This window comes from Microcoleus sp. D3_18_C4 (assembly GCF_036702355.1).
Taxonomy (GTDB): Bacteria; Cyanobacteriota; Cyanobacteriia; order Cyanobacteriales; family Microcoleaceae; genus Microcoleus.
Window position 1 is genome coordinate 36,166 of record NZ_JAUBTF010000049.1, and the last position, 17,780, is coordinate 53,945.

Below are 17,780 nucleotides of genomic sequence, written 5' to 3' on the forward strand. Positions count from 1 at the left end.
GATGAGCTCGAATTAAAGGATTTTTGGTAGCAATGAAAGCAGAGATTAGAATTGTCTTTCTCGCAGCGACTTGGATTTTAGGAATGGGGGCTAATTTAGCCTCAGCAATACCCGTTGCTAACAAGCAAGGTGATTATCCGGTGCCACCTGCGAGACAGCGGGGCAACAGGCAGGTAAATTGGTTGGTTGTTGACTCTGATTCTAAAGGGTTAAATTGCCGGATGGCTCAGAGATTTCGATCGATTTCTGTAGACGGTTTGGATGCGCCTGCTGAGTTGTTTGAAAGAAATAAACATAATGTTTCGCAGTGGCCTGTGGTGACTGTTTTTCGGCGGGGACAGCGCTTGGAAGCGGTGACGGGAAATAATGCTAATCAAATTATGATTTCTGACTCTCAGGGCAAACCTTGGCTGCCGATTTCTACTGATAAGGGTAATTGTTTTGTGCGGGCTAACAGCCGTTTTATTAAACCGATTCGGGAAAATCCTACTACTTTGAAACCGTTAGAATAGCTAATTTTTTTTATAAAAGTGGGCAATTGGTGAAAGGAATGTTTTATGATTATCGATCCTAAAAATGTGCCACAAATTACGGGTTCCAAGTACCCTCAGCAATTCCAATCTGCTGTTGCGGGGAGAGTTAAAAAACGATTGGGCGATGCTGCCGGGTTGCAGAATTTTGGGGTGAATTTGGTGAGACTTGCGCCGGGAAGTTGTTCTGCTCTCAGGCATTGGCACACTCGTCAAGATGAGTTAATCTATGTTCTGGAAGGGGAAGTTACTCTGATTACAAATTCGGGAGAGCAAGTGCTGAAACCGGGTATGGCGGCGGGTTTTCCGGCGGGTGATGCAGACGGGCATCATTTAGTCAACCGCAGCAATGCAGATGTTGTTTATCTGGAAATTGGCGATCGCACTCCGGGAGATAGTGCCGAATATCCCGATGATGATTTAATTGCCAAAGCTAGCGATAATGGTTGGATTTTTACTCGTAAAAATGGCGAGATTTATGAGGATTAAAAATTTATGAGTCAAGTGAATCTTTGGACTTCTGCGGAACACGCTTTGTGGTATCTTGCTAAAGCTGATGGAATTCCTCACCGCACTGAAGGTGAAGCGATTTTGTTGGAGGAAGTGCCGAAAAATGTGAAGCGAATTCTGGATGTGGGCACGGGAGACGGGCGGTTGCTGGGTCTGCTTAAGTGCGATCGACCAAATGTTGAATGTGTGGCGATCGACTTTTCGCCGACAATGCTGGAAAAAGCCAGAATTCGCTTTGGTGATGACCAGAATGTCACGGTAATTGAGCACAATTTTGACGAATCGCTACCGGCGGATTTGGGCAAGTTTGATGCGGTTGTTTCTAGTTTTGCGATTCATCATGTAGCAGACGATCGCAAACGTTCGCTTTACACCGAGATTTTCGAGCTTTTGGAGCCCGGAGGCATTTTTTGCAATTTGGAACACGTAGCGTCAGCAACTCCCGCTTTGCATGATAAATTTCGAGAGGCAATTGGTATTAGCGATTCGCCAGATGATCCGTCTAATCAATTGCTTGATGTAGAAACGCAATTGCGCTGGTTTAGAGAAATTGGTTTTACCGATGCAGATTGTTATTGGAAGTGGCGGGAACTCGCTTTATTAGTTGGGGTGAAACCAGTCACCCCTGTCAACGTGGTGCAGAAGGCTCCCTAATGCTTGAAATTTCGTTGCAGCCGCAAACTCGCTTTGATTTTTTTCAATCGCGCGAGACAATAAACTTTGTTTATTATTGATCTGCAACCGATAGGATGACGTAAAGTTGATCGATCGCACCAGCTACACGGGCTGGGTGAAACCAGTTTCATAGCTAAACAAAACATTAGTAGATTGCAAAGCCTACGCACTTCCTTTAGCCAGCCCAACAGTGGAACTTAATAAAGTTGGTAGCGTCATAGATTCTAATTTGCAATATCGCACTACGCGCGATGGAAATCGCGATCGCTTCCGCTAACCCGCGAGATCCGCGCTAGAGCAACTCCGCTCAGTTAGCATCTATCAAAAAAAATGGCTACACTCGAAGGTACCCCCAACAACGATGTTTTAATTGGCTTTCCTGGAAGTAACTCCCTCTCCGGCAAACAAGGCGATGATACGCTGTTTGGCGCAGAAGGGGACGATCAAATCTTTGGCAACCAAGGTAATGACTACATCTTGGGCAACCAAGCCAATGATACCCTCTACGGCGGCAAAGACAGTGACAAGGTTCAAGGCGACGCAAACGAGGATTGGGTGTTTGGCGATAACGGTAATGATACCCTCGAAGGAGGGCAGGGCAACGATTTTGTGCGCGGCGGCAAAGAAAATGATTTGCTATCTGGAAATGAAGGCAATGATGTCCTATTTGGAGATAGCGGTGCCGATACCTTAAGGGGTGACGAGGGTGACGACATTTTTGTCATCGGGCGAGTACAAAATAATTCAGTTAATACCGGCAGTTCTACTCTTGCCAATGCTGACTTGATTGCCGACTTTAGCCTGGGTACAGACTTAATAGGACTCGATGGAGGCTTGGAATTTCAAGACTTGAATATCTCTCAAGGAACAGGCGATTTTGCCAGAGATACGATCGTTCGAGATAACGTGACAGGCGAATATCTCGCTATTTTAAAAGGTATTAACAGCAGCAGTATCCGAGCCGCCAATTTCACCACCTCACTCACTCCACTTACCTCAAACTCAACCCCCAGTATCTTAGAATTCAGCACCTCTAGCTACAGTGCCGACGAGGGCAAGAGTGGCACTTCCGAAATAGTCGCCACACTTCAACGCACTGGCAGCACCGAGGGGGCAGTCAGCGTTCAAGTGGAACTAGATACAACTTCCACAGCTACTGTTACCGAAGACTACATTAACAATCTGCCAGTTACTATCAACTTTGCCAGTGGCGAAGAATCCAAAACAGTATCAATTCCTCTTGTGGGAGATACGATTGTCGAACCAGACGAACAGATTAAAGTGAAATTGGTTAATCCTGTAGGTAGGGTAACTTTAGGAAGTCAGCCAACTGCTACTTTAACTATTATTAACGATGACATATCAATCCCCAGTCTCTTAGCATTCAGCACCTCTAGCTACAGTGCTAACGAGGGCAACAGTGGCAGTCCCAATCAAGTTGTCGCCACAGTTCAACGCACGGGCAGCCGTGAGGGGGCAGTCAGCCTCCAAGTGGAACTAGATACAACTTCCACAGCTACTGTTACCGAAGACTACATTAACAATCTGCCAGTTACTATCAACTTTGCCAGTGGCGAAGAATCCAAAACAGTATCAATTCCTCTTGTGGGAGATACGATTGTCGAACCAGACGAACAGATTAATTTGAAATTAGTTAATCCAGTAGGCAGGGGAATTTTAGGAAGTCAGCAAACTGCTAGCTTCACTATTATTAACGATGACATTTTGCCAACGGTCAGCATAGCTGCTATAGATGAGGCAGCATCAGAAACAGGCAACAATCCAGCCACTTTTCGCATCAGTCGCACGGGTGAGGGTGGCGGCAACTTAACAGTCAACCTAGCAATAGACGGTAGTAGCAACAATCCAACTAAACCTAGCGACTACACCCTCAGCGGTGGTGGCTTTTCTGTCAACAGTTCAAATGTCACTGTCACCATCCCGGAGGGACAAAATTTTGTAGATGTGAGCCTCACGGCTGTCGATGATATCCATGCTGAGGCACAGGAGACGCTGAAGCTGAAACTAGCAGATGGGAATTACCAAGTTGATGCTAACCAAAACAATACTACTGTCGCGATCGCAGCCAATGATACTGTAGTTGTCAATAGCAATGACAGCCTGATAGACTACAGTCTGGCAGAAGGTTCGTTTCGACAAGCACTGCTGAATGCTAACGCTTTTACTGGGAATGATACTATTACTTTCAATCTGCCAGCCGGGCCACAGACAATCAATCTCACAGGAGTATTACCTGAGATTAGTGGCGATGTCACTATTACTAATAACACTGGTTCTAGCAACTTGACAGTACGGCTGGATACGGGCGGAATTTACCGGATTTTCAAGGTAAACAGTGGAGTCAGTGCGACTTTTGATGGATTAACCATCGCCAATGGTTATACAAGAGACGGCGCCGGCATCTATAACGACGGTGGCACAGTCAATGTGACCAACAGCACTCTCTCTAACAACACTGTGACAGGTGACACTGTGACAGGTGGCAGGGGTGGTGGCATCTACAACAATGGCGGCACAGTAAATGCGACCAACAGCACTTTCTCTAACAACCGTTTGAGCAATTTCTTTAACCCCAATTTGAATCCCATCCCCAGTGGTGGTGGCATCCACAATGAGGGTGGCACAGTAAATTTGACTAACAGCATTTTCTCAGGCAACAGTGGCTTCGCACCAAGCAGAGGCGGTGCCATCTCAAACAATAGCGGCACAGTAAACGTGACGAACGGCACTTTCTCAGGCAACCGCGCTACCAATGGCGGTGGCATCTCTAACAATGGCCCAGGCACAGTCAAAGTAGCAAACAGCACTTTCTCTGGCAACGTTGGAGTGCGTTTTACCCTAGGGGTTCCGGCAGGAGTAAATGGTGCTGCCATCTCTAACCAAGGCGGTACTGTGGAGGTGACAAGCAGCACTCTTTCTGGCAACGATGCGGGCGGTGGCAGTGGTGGCGGCATTTATAACCGTGAGGGTGGCACAGTCAAAGTCACGAACAGCACTCTTTCTGGTAACACTGTCGGTAGTTTTTTTGAGAGTGGTTTGTTTGGTGGTGGCATTTATAACGATAACGGCACAGTAGAGGTGACGAACAGCACTCTCTCTGGAAACACAGCAACCAACGCAGGTAGCAGGGGTGCTGGCATCTATAACAAAGCTGGCACGGTAACGCTGACAAACAGCACTCTCTCCGGCAACAAAGCAAACCCCTCCAACAGTGTGCCATCATTTCCCTCGTTGTCTTCCCCTGCAAGTGGCGGTGGTATATGGAACGGCGGCACGGTGAATGTCAAAAATACTATCATCGCTCTCAACAGTGCCACCACTGACCCTGACGTTTTCGGCAGCTTCGCCAGCGGTGGCTACAACTTAATTGGCGACGGTACTGGCAGCACGGGTTTTACTGCTGTTGGCGATCAAGTTGGCACTGCTGCTGCACCTATTGACCCCCTACTAAACCCCCTGGCAGATAACGGCGGTTCGACTCAGACTTTGGCACTGCAACCGGCTAGTCCCGCTATTAATGGTGGCGACCCAGCTTTTGTTTTAACGTCTGGACCTTTTATCGGTCCTCCCTTCTACGACCAGCGGGGTATCTCTCCTTTTAATCGCGTTAGCGGGGGAATTATTGACATCGGCGCTTTCGAGTTCGAGTCTCCTCTTGTCCCTTAACACCTGTAAGATGCGTTGCAATGCCTTTGCTTTCAACTTAAGAGTGAGGGAATAACTCACGCACAGAAAGCAACGGTGTGCGCTTTGGGGGCGATCTAGAATTAAGATTTAGTAGGGTGCGTGACTCTCAATCATCTCACTGGTAAGTGAAGAACTCAAAGTCACACACCTTACTCAATTAGTCCTGGACGCAGAAACCAGTTTTTTTTAGGAAGAGACTGCATGGTTAATCTTTAATAGAAGCGAAAAACCCTGTTTTTAAAGGTATTTATGCGTCTAGGACTATGAATTAAATTAAATCCGGGACTTTAGGTTTGATTTGGCGCTCGTACCAGTTCATTAACGGGGTGGAAGTAATGCCGTGCAAAACCACAGAAATTATGATTGTTGTAAAGGTAATCCAGGCAATTTTTTCGGCGGTTTCGCCTTTTAAACCGTTACCAAAAGCATAGGTAAGATAATAGATAGAACCGACACCACGGATACCGAACCACCCGCAGAGCCAGCGGCTGGCGGGGTGCAAAGGACTGCCGATCGTACTAATCCAAGCTCCCACAGGCCGGATTATAAAAATCAACAATCCAGCTACTAGGAGGGCGTAGCCTCCATATGCCAACATAGGCTCTAAGCGCAAAAGTGAACCTAATAGTAAAATAGTTCCTACTTCCATTAACTTTTCTATACGCTCGGTAAAGTGCAGTTGGGAAAGCGGCTTTTCTGGGTTGCGGTAACTCCGCTGCACGACAATTCCTGCTACAAAAACGGCGAGAAATCCGTAGCCGTTGACTACTTCTGTGAGGGAATAGGTAAGCAGAATTGTGCTGAGGGCAATGAAATCTTCCATTAATTGATCGGCCGGTCTATAGTGTTGGAGTTGCCGATCGATCCAGGTGACGGCTTTAGCTACTAAAATACCCATAACGATACCTGCGGCGATCGCCCAAATCAAGTCAACTGCTACCCACTGCGCAAACCAGTTCGACCAGTTGTTATCTTTTAGCGAATAAATGCCGAAATAAACAAAGGGAAAAGCTAAAGCATCGTTCAAACCGCCTTCCGATGTTAAACCAAAGCGCAATTCATCGCGATCGTCTAGATGAGCTAACTGAACTTCTGAGGCCAAAACTGGATCGGTGGGAGCGAGAATTGCTCCCAGTAAAATCGCCGGGCCCCAATCTAATTTTACAAACCAATGACCGATAGCGGCCACTGCAAAAATAGAAATCGGCATTAAAAAACCGATCAGCCGCACTGTGGAATTCCAAGCCCAAAATTGCAGCGGGCGATTCATTTTTAAGCCGCAACTGAACAGAGAAACAATAACTACAAATTCTGTAAGCCTTTCTAAAAATTCAGCTTCGGGACGCAAGTCAATCAGCTTGACGCCGTAGGGTCCCAATCCGATACCGACAATTAGATAAATTAAGGCATAAGATACAGGCAATCGCGAAATCCAGCCGGAACCCAAGGTAACGGTAAGCAGGAGGATGCCAATAACTAGCAAGTTGAGAATGTAATCATCCACCATAGCGATTGCATTTTTAATCAGGTTACTAAGTGCGATTCTGGCACGTAAAATCTTCGGGTGCATCCACCGCCCGCTAGATTCAGCTATCCTCCGAAAGTTGCAGTTTTTATGCTAAATGACTAACAACTCACAACTCACAACTACTGACTACTGACTGCTGACTAATAACTAATGACTACTGACTTTTTTCGGTAGCGATGATGTGCAAATCTACGTGTTTGAGCGATCGCACTAACTGTTGAGTCAAAGAACCCCGCAGCAGCAAATGCCAGCGGGATTGCTGGCTTTCGCCGATCACAATTTGAGTAATGCGATACTGTTTAGCTACCTCCGAAATCACTTTGGCTATATTAGTCCCGTTTACCCGCAAAAATTGCCCCTTAAATTCTTGACATAGTTTCTCACAAGTTTCAACGTGCAAGCTTTCTGCTTTTGTTAAAAATCGGTCTGGATCGTTGACAAACACAGCATAAAATGGAGCATTCATGTAGCTAGCAATCCTCGCGCCCCGCCGCAGCAGTTGCAAGGAGTTCGGATAAGTTGAGATGCACACTAAAACTCGTTCGTGAATGTTGCAAGATTGACCTTTTAAAGTTGCAGCATCATCTTCCACATTGTCTGCGACTTCTCGCAGGGCGAGTTCTCGCAAAGCGATTAAATGACGGCGCTGGAAAAAGTTTTCTAAAGATTGTTCAATTTTTTCTGGAGCATAAATTTTGCCTTCTAGCAACCTTTCTTCTAAAGTTTCCGGCGTGACATCGACAACGACTATTTCGTCAGCATCTTCGAGGACGCGATCGGGCACTCGCTCTCGCACTACAACTCCGGTAATTCGAGCTACTAAATCGTTGAGACTTTCTATGTGCTGAATGTTGAGGGTGGAGAAAACATCAATTCCAGCCTTGAGAATTTGTTCGACATCTTGATATCGTTTTTCTCTCAGAGAACCCGGAATGTTTGTATGAGCCAGTTCGTCTATTAATGCTAATTGAGGACGGCGTTCGATGACAGCATCTGTATCCATTTCGGTGAGCATTTTTTCGCCGCGCCGCATTGTTTTTTTGGGTACTATCTCCAATCTTTCTGCTTTAGCTGCTGTCTCTTTCCGGCCGTGAGTTTCTAACAGTCCAATTACCACATCAATGCCTTCAGATTTGAGCCTGTGTCCTTCTTCCAGCATTCGGAAAGTTTTGCCGACACCGGGGGCCATGCCGATAAATATTTTGTGCTTTCCCCGGCGGGTAGTGCGATCGTAAGTGCGGTTCGGTTGGGCGTAAACCGCGTCTGGATTGTTGGTAAGTTCGCTAGAGTGAATCATAGCTGAGTAGTGAGTTGTGAGTTGTCAGTTGTCAGTTGTTAGTTGTCGGTTGACAGTTGTCGGTTGTCAGTTGTCAGTTGGCGGTTGTCAGTTGGTAGTTGGCGGTTGCTATAAATAACAAGTAACAAATGACTAATGACTAATGACTAAGGACTACTGACTATTGACTGTAAACTATTGTAAACGATCGAGAGCCAAATTCAGTTTCAGGACGTTAACTCCCGGTTCACCGAAAATGCCGAGAAATCTGCCATCTGTATTTTTGGCTACCAACATTTCTACTTGATTTAAATTCAGCGATCGTACTTTTGCTATCCGCTGAATTTGCGTGCGAGCTGCCTCTACACTAATGTGTGGATCGAGGCTAGAACCAGAGGTGTACACTAAATCAGCAGTTGGTTTGATACCAGCTTTGTTAAGGCGATCTAATTCAACTTTCACCCCTTTAAAACCATCTTTCTCATTGCCTCGCTTCAGCAAAACCGAGTTACTGGGGGCAAGGTTGCTAGCACCGGAAACGCCTGTTCTTTGACTAACATTTTCTCCCTTTGTCGGATCGTAATTTTCTGTCGCAAAGCTGCTGTAATTGGTGGTGCTGGGACGGCTCCAAAAATATCTTTCCGAGGAGAAAGGCTGACCGATTAAAGCAGAGCCAACTACAACTCCTTGGTTGGTAATTAAGCTGCCGTTTGCCTGGGAGTTGAAGGCCATTTGGCCGATTACTAGCAAGATTAAAGGGTAAATAAGGGCTGTAATTCCCCACAAAACCAGGGTAAGGCGAATGGCTCTAATTATTTCTCTCATAAATTACCTCGATCGGTTATTTGCTAAGGGTTAATTATTGACTAAAATCTTTCCGGCTGAAAGATGACTACGAACAAGTAAATAGAAAGGGCGATAATCACCAAACCTAGGAGACTTAAACCCCAGACAGCTTTTCGGGTCAAATCTTCACCCGCAGCAGCGTAGACAGCGGGGGCAACTATAGCATTGAAACACATTACTAGAAATAGCTGCACCGGGATTGGGTGGCGCTGCCAAAGCCTTTGTGTTAACTCAAGATTTTCTTGGAAATCTCTGGGAAAAACATCCTTTAGCAAATCATTTCGTTTCATAAATTCTCCTGATTTTGGGAATAAATATCGGTCTTTTTATTGGATGATTTTTTGGGTAAAATCGAGGCAGAGCCTCTGGATCTGCGTTGCCCGGCAGAGCCGGGGAACGAGATTAATCCGTGTATCCGTGTCAAAATCCTTGTCATGCTTTCCCGATCTATGCTAGCCCAACGGCGGTAATCAAAACATCAATAACTTTGATGGCGATAAACGGCGCGACTGCTCCGCCCAATCCGTAGATTAAAATATTCCGCTGCAACAGTTGATTTGCAGTCAAGGGTCTAAACTTTACACCAGTTAATGCTAGTGGAATCAAAGCGGGAATAATCAAAGCATTGTAAATTAATGCCGACAAAACTGCGGATTGACCGCTGGCTAAACCCATGACGTTTAAAGCCCCAACAGGGGAAAATATTGCCGGAATAATTGCAAAATATTTAGCGATATCGTTGGCTAGGGAAAATGTGGTCAGCGCGCCGCGAGTAATCAGCAATTGTTTGCCAATTGTAACTAAATCAATTAGTTTTGTGGGGTCTGAATCTAAGTCCACCATGTTCGCTGCTTCCTTCGCTGCTTGGGTTCCCGAATTCATCGCGAGTCCTACATTTGCCTGGGCTAGTGCGGGTGCGTCGTTGGTTCCGTCTCCTGTCATTGCTACTAATTTGCCTTCGGCTTGTTGCTTGCGAATTACGTCGATTTTGTCTTCGGGAGTGGCTTCGGCAATGAAGTCGTCAACGCCTGCTTCATCGGCAATTACTGATGCTGTAATTCGGTTATCTCCGGTGAGCATAATGGTGCGAATTCCCATTTTTCGCAGTTGGTCAAATCGATCGCGAATTCCCGGTTTGATGACATCTTTTAAATAGATAATGCCGTAGGTGTCGCTGCCTTGACAAACAGCTAAGGGTGTGCCTCCCAAGCGGGAAACTCGCTCGTAAGCTGCATCGAGATCCGGCCCGAAATTGCCGCCGCGCGATCGCACAAAACCCTTCACCGCATCAACCGCACCCTTGCGAAGCTCCGTCCCATCGGGCAAATCCGTGCCAGACATCCGCGTTTTTGCGGAAAAATCCAGCCCAGTGGCGTTAGCGCGATCGAAATCCACCTGTGCGCCCAAATTCTGAGCCAAACGGACGATCGACTTTCCCTCTGGAGTATCGTCAAACACGCTCCCATCCAAGGCTACCTGCGCCACTTCTTGCAGCGAGTGACCGTTAACCGGAATGAATTCTTCGGCTAAACGGTTCCCCAGCGTGATCGTCCCCGTTTTGTCCAAAATCAGCGTATTCACGTCGCCGCAAGCCTCCACAGCGCGTCCAGAGGTCGCTATCACGTTAAACTGAGCGACGCGATCCATGCCCGCAATGCCGATCGCGCTCAGCAAACCTCCAATGGTTGTTGGAATCAGCGCCACCAGCAGCGAAATCAGCGTCACCACGCCCACGGGAGTTTTCACATAATTTGCGATCGGCGGAATCGTCGAAACCACAATCAAAAACACCAGAGTCAGCACCGCCAGCAGAACCGTCAGCGCGATCTCGTTCGGCGTTTTAGAGCGTTCTGCGCCCTCTACCAGCGCGATCATCCTGTCCAAAAACCCCTTACCCGGATCTGCCATCACCCGCAGCGTCAGTTCGTCGGAAAGGATGCGCGTCCCGCCGGTAACGGAACTGGCGATGTCCGATCCGGGTTCCTTGAGCACCGGTGCGGATTCGCCAGTGATCGCAGATTCATCCACCGACGCGACACCTGCGATCACTTCGCCGTCGGCAGGAATGACATCGCCTGCGATCACTTTAATTTGGTCGCCGCGTCTCAGAGATGTCGAACTAACTTCTTGAATTGAACCGTCTGGTAGGAGTTTGCGGGCTGTTGTGTCGGCTTTGGTCGATCGCAGTGCATCTGCTTGCGCTTTCCCCCGCCCTTCTGCTATCGCTTCGGCAAAATTAGCAAATACCAAAGTAAAGAACAAAATAAACGTGACTAAACCGTTGAAAACTCTCTGATTTTCGCCGGGAACCGGGCCGAACAGCGTCGGGTCGATAGTTAATAATGCAGTCACAATTGTGCCAACCCACACCACAAACATCACCGGATTTTTCAGCATCACCCGTGGGTTTAGCTTGACAAAAGCTTGTTTAAAAGCTCTTTGATAAAGACCTTTTGTATTTGCTTTTGGCGTGTGCTTGCGAGACTCACGAGAGCCTCTAGCAGGTTTTTTTGGGGGATCAGGGGTATGGGAAGAAGTCATATCGATTGGGGATTTTTAATGAACCACAGAGAACACAGAGAAAGAGAAGAGTGAGGTTGAGAATTTTGGCTACTGAGGTGGAGGAGTTGGTGTTGCTAAGGGTGTTGTGGGTGCAGTTATCGGTGTCGGTTCAAATTTGCCGCTGCTAATTTCATATCCTTCGGCAATTGGCCCTAAAGCTAGAACTGGGAAAAATGTCAGCGCGCCCAGAATTATAATTACTCCTGCGGTGACGCCGGTGAACAAAACTGAATCGGTTCTGAGAGTGCCCGTTGTTTCGGGAACCAGTTGTTTGTTCGTCATGCTGTCAGCTAAAAGCAGTAGGGCAATAATCGGAACGTAGCGCCCCAACAGCAGGCTAAAACAGGTGCTTAAATTCCACCAAAGTCCGGTAGCTGCGGGTTGAGAGTCGGCCAATCCTTCCAAGCCAGAACCGTTGTTGGCTGCAGCCGAAGCGTATTCGTACATCACCTGGGAAATGCCGTGAAATCCCGGATTGCTGATGCCGCTCAAACTGTCGGTAAATGCGAGGGAAATGGCACCAGGGATTAAAACTGCGATCGGGTGAATTAACAAAACTACGCTGGCTAAAACAATTTCTCGTTTTTCAATTTTGCGTCCCAAAAATTCTGGCGTTCTCCCCACCATCAATCCGGTGAGAAACACGCTCAAAATGGAGTAAATAAACAAGTAAGCAGTTCCCGTTCCTTGTCCGCCCCAAACGATTTGCAGAAACAAATTAAACAGAGTAGCAAAACCACCGGGAGGCATTAAAGAATCGTGCATCCCGTTGACAGCGCCGCACATTGTCCCTGTCGTAGTGACAGCCCACAGTGCAGTCTCTGCCCAGCCAAATCTAACTTCTTTGCCTTCTAAATTTGGTTGTTGTGTGCCCAGTAAATTATTAATTTCAGGGTTGCCGCTGTACTCGCCAAATGCTGCAATCCCAATCAAGATAACGTAGATGCCAAACACCATCCAAAAAATCAGCCATCCCTGCTTTTTGTTGTTGGCAAACCTCCCGTAGGTGTGAATCATAGCTGTTGGTATAGAAACCATTGCTAGTGTTTCCAGCAGGTTGGTAAAAGGGTTGGGATTTTCAAAAGGATGAGCCGAGTTAATGGCAAAAAATCCGCCGCCATTTTCTCCCAGTTGTTTGATGCTTTCAAAGTGAGCTACTGGGCCGCGAGCAATGATTTGCGTGCCGCCTTCTAATGTACGAGCTACCGCCGGCCCTGCTAGGGTTTCTGGCACTCCCGACATTAGCAAAAGTAAGGCACTTATTAAAGAAAGGGGTAGCAGGATTCGGGTGATTGATTGAATTAAATCGATGTAAAAGTTGCCCAATGGACGGCCGGTTAATCCCCGGATAAAAGCAATCCCTACTGCTAAACCTGTAGCGGCTGAGGTAAACATTAAAAAACCCAGAGTTAACTGGGATAAATAAGTGAATGTTGTCTCGCCGGAGTAATGCTGTTGGTCGGTATTGGTAAGGAATGAAATAGTTGTGTGCAGCGCAGTATCCCAGGTTGGGGCAGTTAAGCCGGTGGCATTTAAAGGCAGCACTCCTTGAAGCATGAAAATTAGGAAAACAAATATGCCCATTGCTGCATTGCTGTACAGTAGCGATCGCGCATATTGCCAACCTGTCATCGAATCTATAGACCGGATATTGCTGGATTTATAGATGAGTTGTTCTAGAGGTTTAATAGCCGGGTCTAAAATGGTTGGTTCTCCCATGTACACCCGCGCCAGGTAATTACCAAAAATAGGGGCGATCGCTACTACAATGATTAGCGTTAATGCGATTTGAATTAATCCTTCAAGCATAACTGAGCCAATACTTCCTTAAAAGTGCAATCTGCTTTTAAAAATCAATATACTTGCCATTAGGATTTTTGATAATCAGCCCGCAGGTATAAGTTGCCGTTTACCCGTTATGCTTAGCTGCTATATATTTTTACGGACAGACAAATGTTTAACTATTTAGCAGTATCTATGCTGGCAGATATAGATGTTCTCTAAACGCTTGTTTTTGCGTCAAAAGAGACAAATTTCGGGAGCATCTCATATTTGTAAAAACACTTCTTCTGGCTCCTAAATTCTGACTCTTCCCTCCTGCCTCGCAGCAAGAGAGCCTCAAAACTCCAATTTTTATCTTGCTGCTTTCATTGAGATGCTCCCCAAATTTCGGCGATGAAAAACCGCAGGAATAAGGCAGAGAGTAGAGTGTAAATATAAAATATAAAATGGATGGATAAAGGATGTTAAGCAGCTTATTGAAAATCACAGACAACCAGGCAATTCAAGAGAAGTATTTGCGGGGGATGTGGTCGATCGCAAGTTTATTTGCGATCGTTGTAGTGCTGGAATTTACTACGCCGTCGGAGTATCTGTTTGGGTATTTATACACAGGGCCGATTTTACTGGCAAATTCGCGCTTGAGTCGGTTGGGTAAGTTACAGATTACGCTGGTAGCAGTAGCTTTGACGCTGTTAAATTTGTGTGTTCCTCCTGGAGAAATGATCGCCCTAGCGACAGTTGCAAATAGATCGATCGCAGTCATGGCTTTAGGGGTGACGGGATATTTGAGCGATCGCAACCACCAGTACCAAGAAGCGATCGCGATCGCTAAAGCTGAGTTGCAGTCGCAGCAGCAGCTAGCAAGCATCCGAGAAGATTTTGTCTCTACTTTGAGTCACGACTTAAAAACGCCGATGCTAGGGGCGATCGAAACAATTAAAGCTTTTCAGTCAGCAAAATTTGGGAATGTCACCGCCAGTCAGCAAAAAGTTCTCGAAACAATGGCGCGATCGCACAAAATGTCTCTACAATTAGTAGAAACGCTGCTGGATGTTTACCGCAACGATGCCGAAGGTTTAAAACTGCAACTTGCGCCCGTAAATTTAGTTGCTTTGGCAGAAGAAGTAATTGCCACCCTGATAGATTTATCGGCAGCGCGCCGGGTTTACATTAATATGAGTTACGGAGAGTCAGATTTCCGCCGCTCTTTGTGGGTAAACGGCGATGCAGTGCAACTTCAGCGCGTTTTTGCTAATTTGTTAACAAACGGAATTAACCATTCTCCTCGCGGTGGTAAAGTAGAAGTGGTGATGGAATTTTATTCAAGTTATCAGGTGGTGAAAGTTATTGACAGCGGGTTAGGAATTACTGCAGAGGAACTGCCCCGCTTGTTTGAACGTTTTTATCAAGGAAACGGCGATCGGCAAGCCAAAGGATCGGGATTGGGCTTATACTTATCTCGCCAAATTATTGAGGCGCACGGCGGTATAATTTGGGCAGAAAATAAATTGCCACACGGCGCTTTGTTTGGATTCCGACTCCCTGCTATCCCAGAGAAATGAAACCAGCTTATCCATTGCGAATTCTCCTAGTTGAAGACGACGAACTGTTTCGGTTGGGGCTGCAAACGCGGTTGCAGCAAGAAATTTGCTTGCAAGTAATTGCCGAGGCAGAAGATGGCGAAACAGCAGTAGAACTGACTCAGGAACACTTGCCCGATGTAGTGGTTCTCGATGTCGGTTTGCCGGGAATTGGGGGTATTGAAGCGTGCCGCCAAATTAAACAGCGACATCCAGCAATTCCCGTTTTAATCTTAACTTCTCATTCGCAAAAATCCTTAATTGAAAGATTGATTGGTGCGGGTGCTCAGGGCTATTGTCTCAAAGGAATTGCGGCGGAAACTTTGGTGTTGGCAATTCGATCGGTGGCGGCGGGCGCTTCGTGGTGGGATCAGGCCGCGACTGCGGAAATTCGGGCGGTTTTTGCTAATCCCGAACCTGTGAAAAATGGGTTAAAATCGGAACTTTTAGAGAATCCGCTGACGAAGCGAGAACAGGAAATATTAGCTTTAGTTGCGGCGGGAAAAAGCAATCAGGAAATTGCACAAATATTGTGCATTGCTCCGGGGACGGTGCGAGTTCACGTGCACGCGATTTTGCAAAAGTTAGAAGTGCGCGATCGCACTCAAGCAGCAGTGCTCGCTATTCAGAAAGGATTGGTTGCTGAAGAACTTTTGGCGATCGAACCCTAAAAGGTCAACTTTTGTACTGGGATTGTCGGTTTTTGAAATAATTAATTATTTGCTAAACGCGCCTCTACAAGATGAATCTGTAGCAGCTTCACGGAAAGTTAATATCAGTCTTGATTGTTAATTTTACTCATGACATTTAATGTGTGAATTTGCTAAGCTCGACACATCTTAATTTTCCTACGGTCATCTAACCAGAGGTGTAATTGTGCAAAATTTTACCAGTTCAGTTTTTAGTTCGATCGCCTTTCTCGATTCTGCTGTTCCAGATGCCCAAACTCTCCGCAACGGCATCGCAGCGGGGACAGAATTAATTATCCTTGATGCGGTCCGGGATGGAGTAGCACAAATTACTGAAGCGCTAGCGAGTCGCAGCAATATAAAAAGTATTCATATCATCTCCCACGGTCGCCCCGCGAGTTTGCTGCTAGGCGCGATCGATCTAAACTTGACAAATTTAAAAACTTATGCTAACCAATTGCAGCGTTGGTCGCGATCGCTGGCAGACAGTGGAGAGATTTTGTTGTACGGGTGCGATGTAGCGGCGGGCGAAAAGGGCGCTAACTTTGTGCAGCAACTGAGTCAGCTAACTAACGCAAAAATTGCTGCTTCTAGATCGCCGATCGGCAGTTCAGCTATAGGCGGAGATTGGGAATTAGATTATACAACGGGAGCGGTGTCATCTGGGTTGGCGATCGACCCAGCAACAAGAGCCACCTATCAATTTGCCTTCGGCCGTACCCTCTACGACGGCACAAACTATTCACCACTACCACCAACATCAGCAACCACACCAGGCATCGGGACAGCAGCCGGTACTCAATTAGCTTACGGGCAGATACCTCTACCTGCCCCAGTGGGTACTGCTCCCCTTGCCACTGGTGCGTTCTCGCCCAACACGGGCATTGATACTGCTAGCGTTACCGCCGCCAATAACACTACAGGCTATGCGGGCTACACCAACTACAGATACACTCCTACTCCTGCGCCAGGAACATTTACTCCAGTCAACGCAACTTTCCCGGCCCTCAACCTTACTAACGGCTATAGCGTCTCTTTCAACGTTGCAATTACCGCGGAAAACAGTGGTAGTGACGATCGAGCAGGTTTCAGCATCATCGCTATTAGCAGCGACGCTCCAAAAGGCATTGAACTCGGTTTCACCAACGGCAATCTCGGCCCTAACGGAGGCATTTTTGCCCAGCAAGATAATCCCCTGTTCACTCGCGGGGAAAATGCAGCTTTTAACATCAGCAATGCTACCGACTACAAACTGGTGGTTCAAGGCACGAGTTACAGCCTGTTTGCTGGCGGCACAGCATTGTTGACAAATCAGTCGCTGCGGAACTACGGAGCATTTAATCCAGCAACCAGCCAGCCTGCTTTACCCTTCAATCCCTACACCCAGTCAAGCTTTTTATTTTTCGGCGACGCCACGGATCAAGCAAGTGCCACTTTTACTCTCGGCCCCATCTCGGTTAATAATTTCCCGGTAGCCGTCAATGACAGCTACAGCGTCGTGCACGACAAAGTGCTCAGCCAATTTCCGGGAGTCTTAAGCAACGACACCGACGCCAACAGCGACCCGCTGAGTGCGACTTTAGTCACAGGCCCAACCAAAGGTACGATCATATTTAACCCCCTCGGCGACTTCACTTACACTCCTAACCCTGGCTTTGTCGGTACTGATAGCTTCACCTACACCGTTAGCGATGGGACTGATACTAGAACTGTCCCCGCCACGGTGAACATCAACGTTACCAATAATCAGCCCACAGCAAATCCCGACACCTACACGGTTCTGCACGATAAAGTTCTCAGCCAATTTCCGGGAGTCTTAAGCAACGACACCGACAGCGACTTAGATATGCTGAGTGCGACTTTAGTTACAAGCCCGACCAACGGTACGATCATGTTCTATCCCAAGGGCGAGTTCTTTTATACTCCTAATCCAGGCTTTGTAGGCACTGATACCTTCACATACAACGTTAGCGACGGGGCTGCGACTGTCCCCGCCACGGTGAACATCAACGTTACTAATAATCAGCCCACAGCAAATCCCGACACCTACACGGTTCTGCACGATAAAGTTCTCAGCCAATTTCCGGGAGTCTT

The 17,780-nt window shown here is 47.0% G+C and carries 13 protein-coding genes; 7 read left to right on the top strand and 6 right to left on the bottom strand.

Features of this window, described 5'->3' with window-relative positions; translation table 11 throughout:
* Positions 1–32: 32 nt before the first annotated feature.
* From QUA90_RS21980 to QUA90_RS21995, 4 genes are all read left to right on the top strand, one after another.
* The gene (locus QUA90_RS21980; RefSeq protein ID WP_333322709.1) at positions 33–512 is read left to right on the top strand and encodes a hypothetical protein; all 480 of its coding nucleotides are present in this window, start codon (positions 33–35) and stop codon (positions 510–512) included.
* 45 nt (positions 513–557) lie between these two features.
* The gene (locus QUA90_RS21985) at positions 558–1,019 is read left to right on the top strand and encodes a cupin domain-containing protein (protein WP_333447720.1); all 462 of its coding nucleotides are present in this window, start codon (positions 558–560) and stop codon (positions 1,017–1,019) included.
* Between the two features lie 6 nt (positions 1,020–1,025).
* A complete protein-coding gene (locus tag QUA90_RS21990) occupies positions 1,026–1,694 on the top strand; it encodes a class I SAM-dependent methyltransferase (protein WP_333447722.1) in 669 nt (222 codons plus the stop codon).
* Positions 1,695–2,045: 351 nt separating this feature from the next.
* On the top strand, positions 2,046–5,402 hold the full coding sequence (locus QUA90_RS21995; protein ID WP_333322706.1) for a Calx-beta domain-containing protein: 3,357 nt from the start codon (positions 2,046–2,048) through the stop codon (positions 5,400–5,402).
* Between the two features lie 289 nt (positions 5,403–5,691).
* Here QUA90_RS21995 and QUA90_RS22000 read toward each other — a convergent pair whose 3' ends face one another.
* The 6 genes from QUA90_RS22000 to kdpA all read right to left on the bottom strand — a co-directional run bounded on the left by QUA90_RS22000 (position 5,692) and on the right by kdpA (position 13,444).
* Entirely contained in the window at positions 5,692–6,930 is a 1,239-nt protein-coding gene (locus QUA90_RS22000) for a sodium:proton antiporter (protein WP_333322705.1), read from the bottom strand.
* Positions 6,931–7,105: 175 nt separating this feature from the next.
* Positions 7,106–8,248, bottom strand: a complete 1,143-nt coding sequence (locus tag QUA90_RS22005) for a universal stress protein (RefSeq protein WP_333322704.1) — start codon at positions 8,246–8,248, stop codon at positions 7,106–7,108.
* A gap of 174 nt (positions 8,249–8,422) precedes the next feature.
* On the bottom strand, positions 8,423–9,052 hold the full coding sequence (gene kdpC / locus QUA90_RS22010; RefSeq protein ID WP_333322703.1) for a K(+)-transporting ATPase subunit C: 630 nt from the start codon (positions 9,050–9,052) through the stop codon (positions 8,423–8,425).
* A gap of 41 nt (positions 9,053–9,093) precedes the next feature.
* On the bottom strand, positions 9,094–9,363 hold the full coding sequence (gene kdpF / locus QUA90_RS22015) for a K(+)-transporting ATPase subunit F (RefSeq protein ID WP_333322702.1): 270 nt from the start codon (positions 9,361–9,363) through the stop codon (positions 9,094–9,096).
* A gap of 157 nt (positions 9,364–9,520) precedes the next feature.
* Positions 9,521–11,614, bottom strand: coding sequence for a potassium-transporting ATPase subunit KdpB (gene kdpB / locus QUA90_RS22020; RefSeq protein ID WP_333322701.1), 2,094 nt, complete (start codon positions 11,612–11,614; stop codon positions 9,521–9,523).
* 69 nt (positions 11,615–11,683) lie between these two features.
* The gene (gene kdpA, locus QUA90_RS22025) at positions 11,684–13,444 is read right to left on the bottom strand and encodes a potassium-transporting ATPase subunit KdpA (protein WP_333322700.1); all 1,761 of its coding nucleotides are present in this window, start codon (positions 13,442–13,444) and stop codon (positions 11,684–11,686) included.
* A 434-nt stretch (positions 13,445–13,878) separates the two neighbouring features.
* Between kdpA and QUA90_RS22030 the strand changes: the two genes are divergently transcribed.
* From QUA90_RS22030 to QUA90_RS22040, 3 genes are all read left to right on the top strand, one after another.
* Positions 13,879–14,979: a HAMP domain-containing sensor histidine kinase gene (locus QUA90_RS22030; RefSeq protein WP_333322699.1), complete on the top strand. Its 1,101-nt coding sequence runs from the start codon at positions 13,879–13,881 to the stop codon at positions 14,977–14,979.
* Positions 14,976–15,668 (top strand): response regulator transcription factor, encoded by a 693-nt coding sequence (locus QUA90_RS22035; protein ID WP_333322695.1) that lies wholly within the window; start codon positions 14,976–14,978, stop codon positions 15,666–15,668. Before QUA90_RS22030 ends, QUA90_RS22035 begins: the two co-directional genes overlap by 4 nt.
* Positions 15,669–15,873: 205 nt before the next feature.
* Positions 15,874–17,780 (top strand): DUF4347 domain-containing protein (locus tag QUA90_RS22040; RefSeq protein ID WP_333322692.1); only part of this gene is annotated, 1,907 nt, incomplete at its 3' end.

What these genes read in the sequence shown, in the direction of transcription:
- kdpF (WP_333322702.1), bottom strand. Translation starts at nt 9,363, where the DNA reads ATGAAACGAAATGATTTGCTAAAGGATGTTTTTCCCAGAGATTTCCAA.
- kdpC (WP_333322703.1), bottom strand. Translation starts at nt 9,052, where the DNA reads ATGAGAGAAATAATTAGAGCCATTCGCCTTACCCTGGTTTTGTGGGGA.
- QUA90_RS22030 (WP_333322699.1), top strand. Translation starts at nt 13,879, where the DNA reads ATGTTAAGCAGCTTATTGAAAATCACAGACAACCAGGCAATTCAAGAG.
- QUA90_RS21990 (WP_333447722.1), top strand. Translation starts at nt 1,026, where the DNA reads ATGAGTCAAGTGAATCTTTGGACTTCTGCGGAACACGCTTTGTGGTAT.
- QUA90_RS22035 (WP_333322695.1), top strand. Translation starts at nt 14,976, where the DNA reads ATGAAACCAGCTTATCCATTGCGAATTCTCCTAGTTGAAGACGACGAA.
- QUA90_RS22005 (WP_333322704.1), bottom strand. Translation starts at nt 8,248, where the DNA reads ATGATTCACTCTAGCGAACTTACCAACAATCCAGACGCGGTTTACGCC.
- QUA90_RS21980 (WP_333322709.1), top strand. Translation starts at nt 33, where the DNA reads ATGAAAGCAGAGATTAGAATTGTCTTTCTCGCAGCGACTTGGATTTTA.
- QUA90_RS22000 (WP_333322705.1), bottom strand. Translation starts at nt 6,930, where the DNA reads ATGGTGGATGATTACATTCTCAACTTGCTAGTTATTGGCATCCTCCTG.
- QUA90_RS21995 (WP_333322706.1), top strand. Translation starts at nt 2,046, where the DNA reads ATGGCTACACTCGAAGGTACCCCCAACAACGATGTTTTAATTGGCTTT.
- kdpB (WP_333322701.1), bottom strand. Translation starts at nt 11,614, where the DNA reads ATGACTTCTTCCCATACCCCTGATCCCCCAAAAAAACCTGCTAGAGGC.
- kdpA (WP_333322700.1), bottom strand. Translation starts at nt 13,444, where the DNA reads ATGCTTGAAGGATTAATTCAAATCGCATTAACGCTAATCATTGTAGTA.
- QUA90_RS21985 (WP_333447720.1), top strand. Translation starts at nt 558, where the DNA reads ATGATTATCGATCCTAAAAATGTGCCACAAATTACGGGTTCCAAGTAC.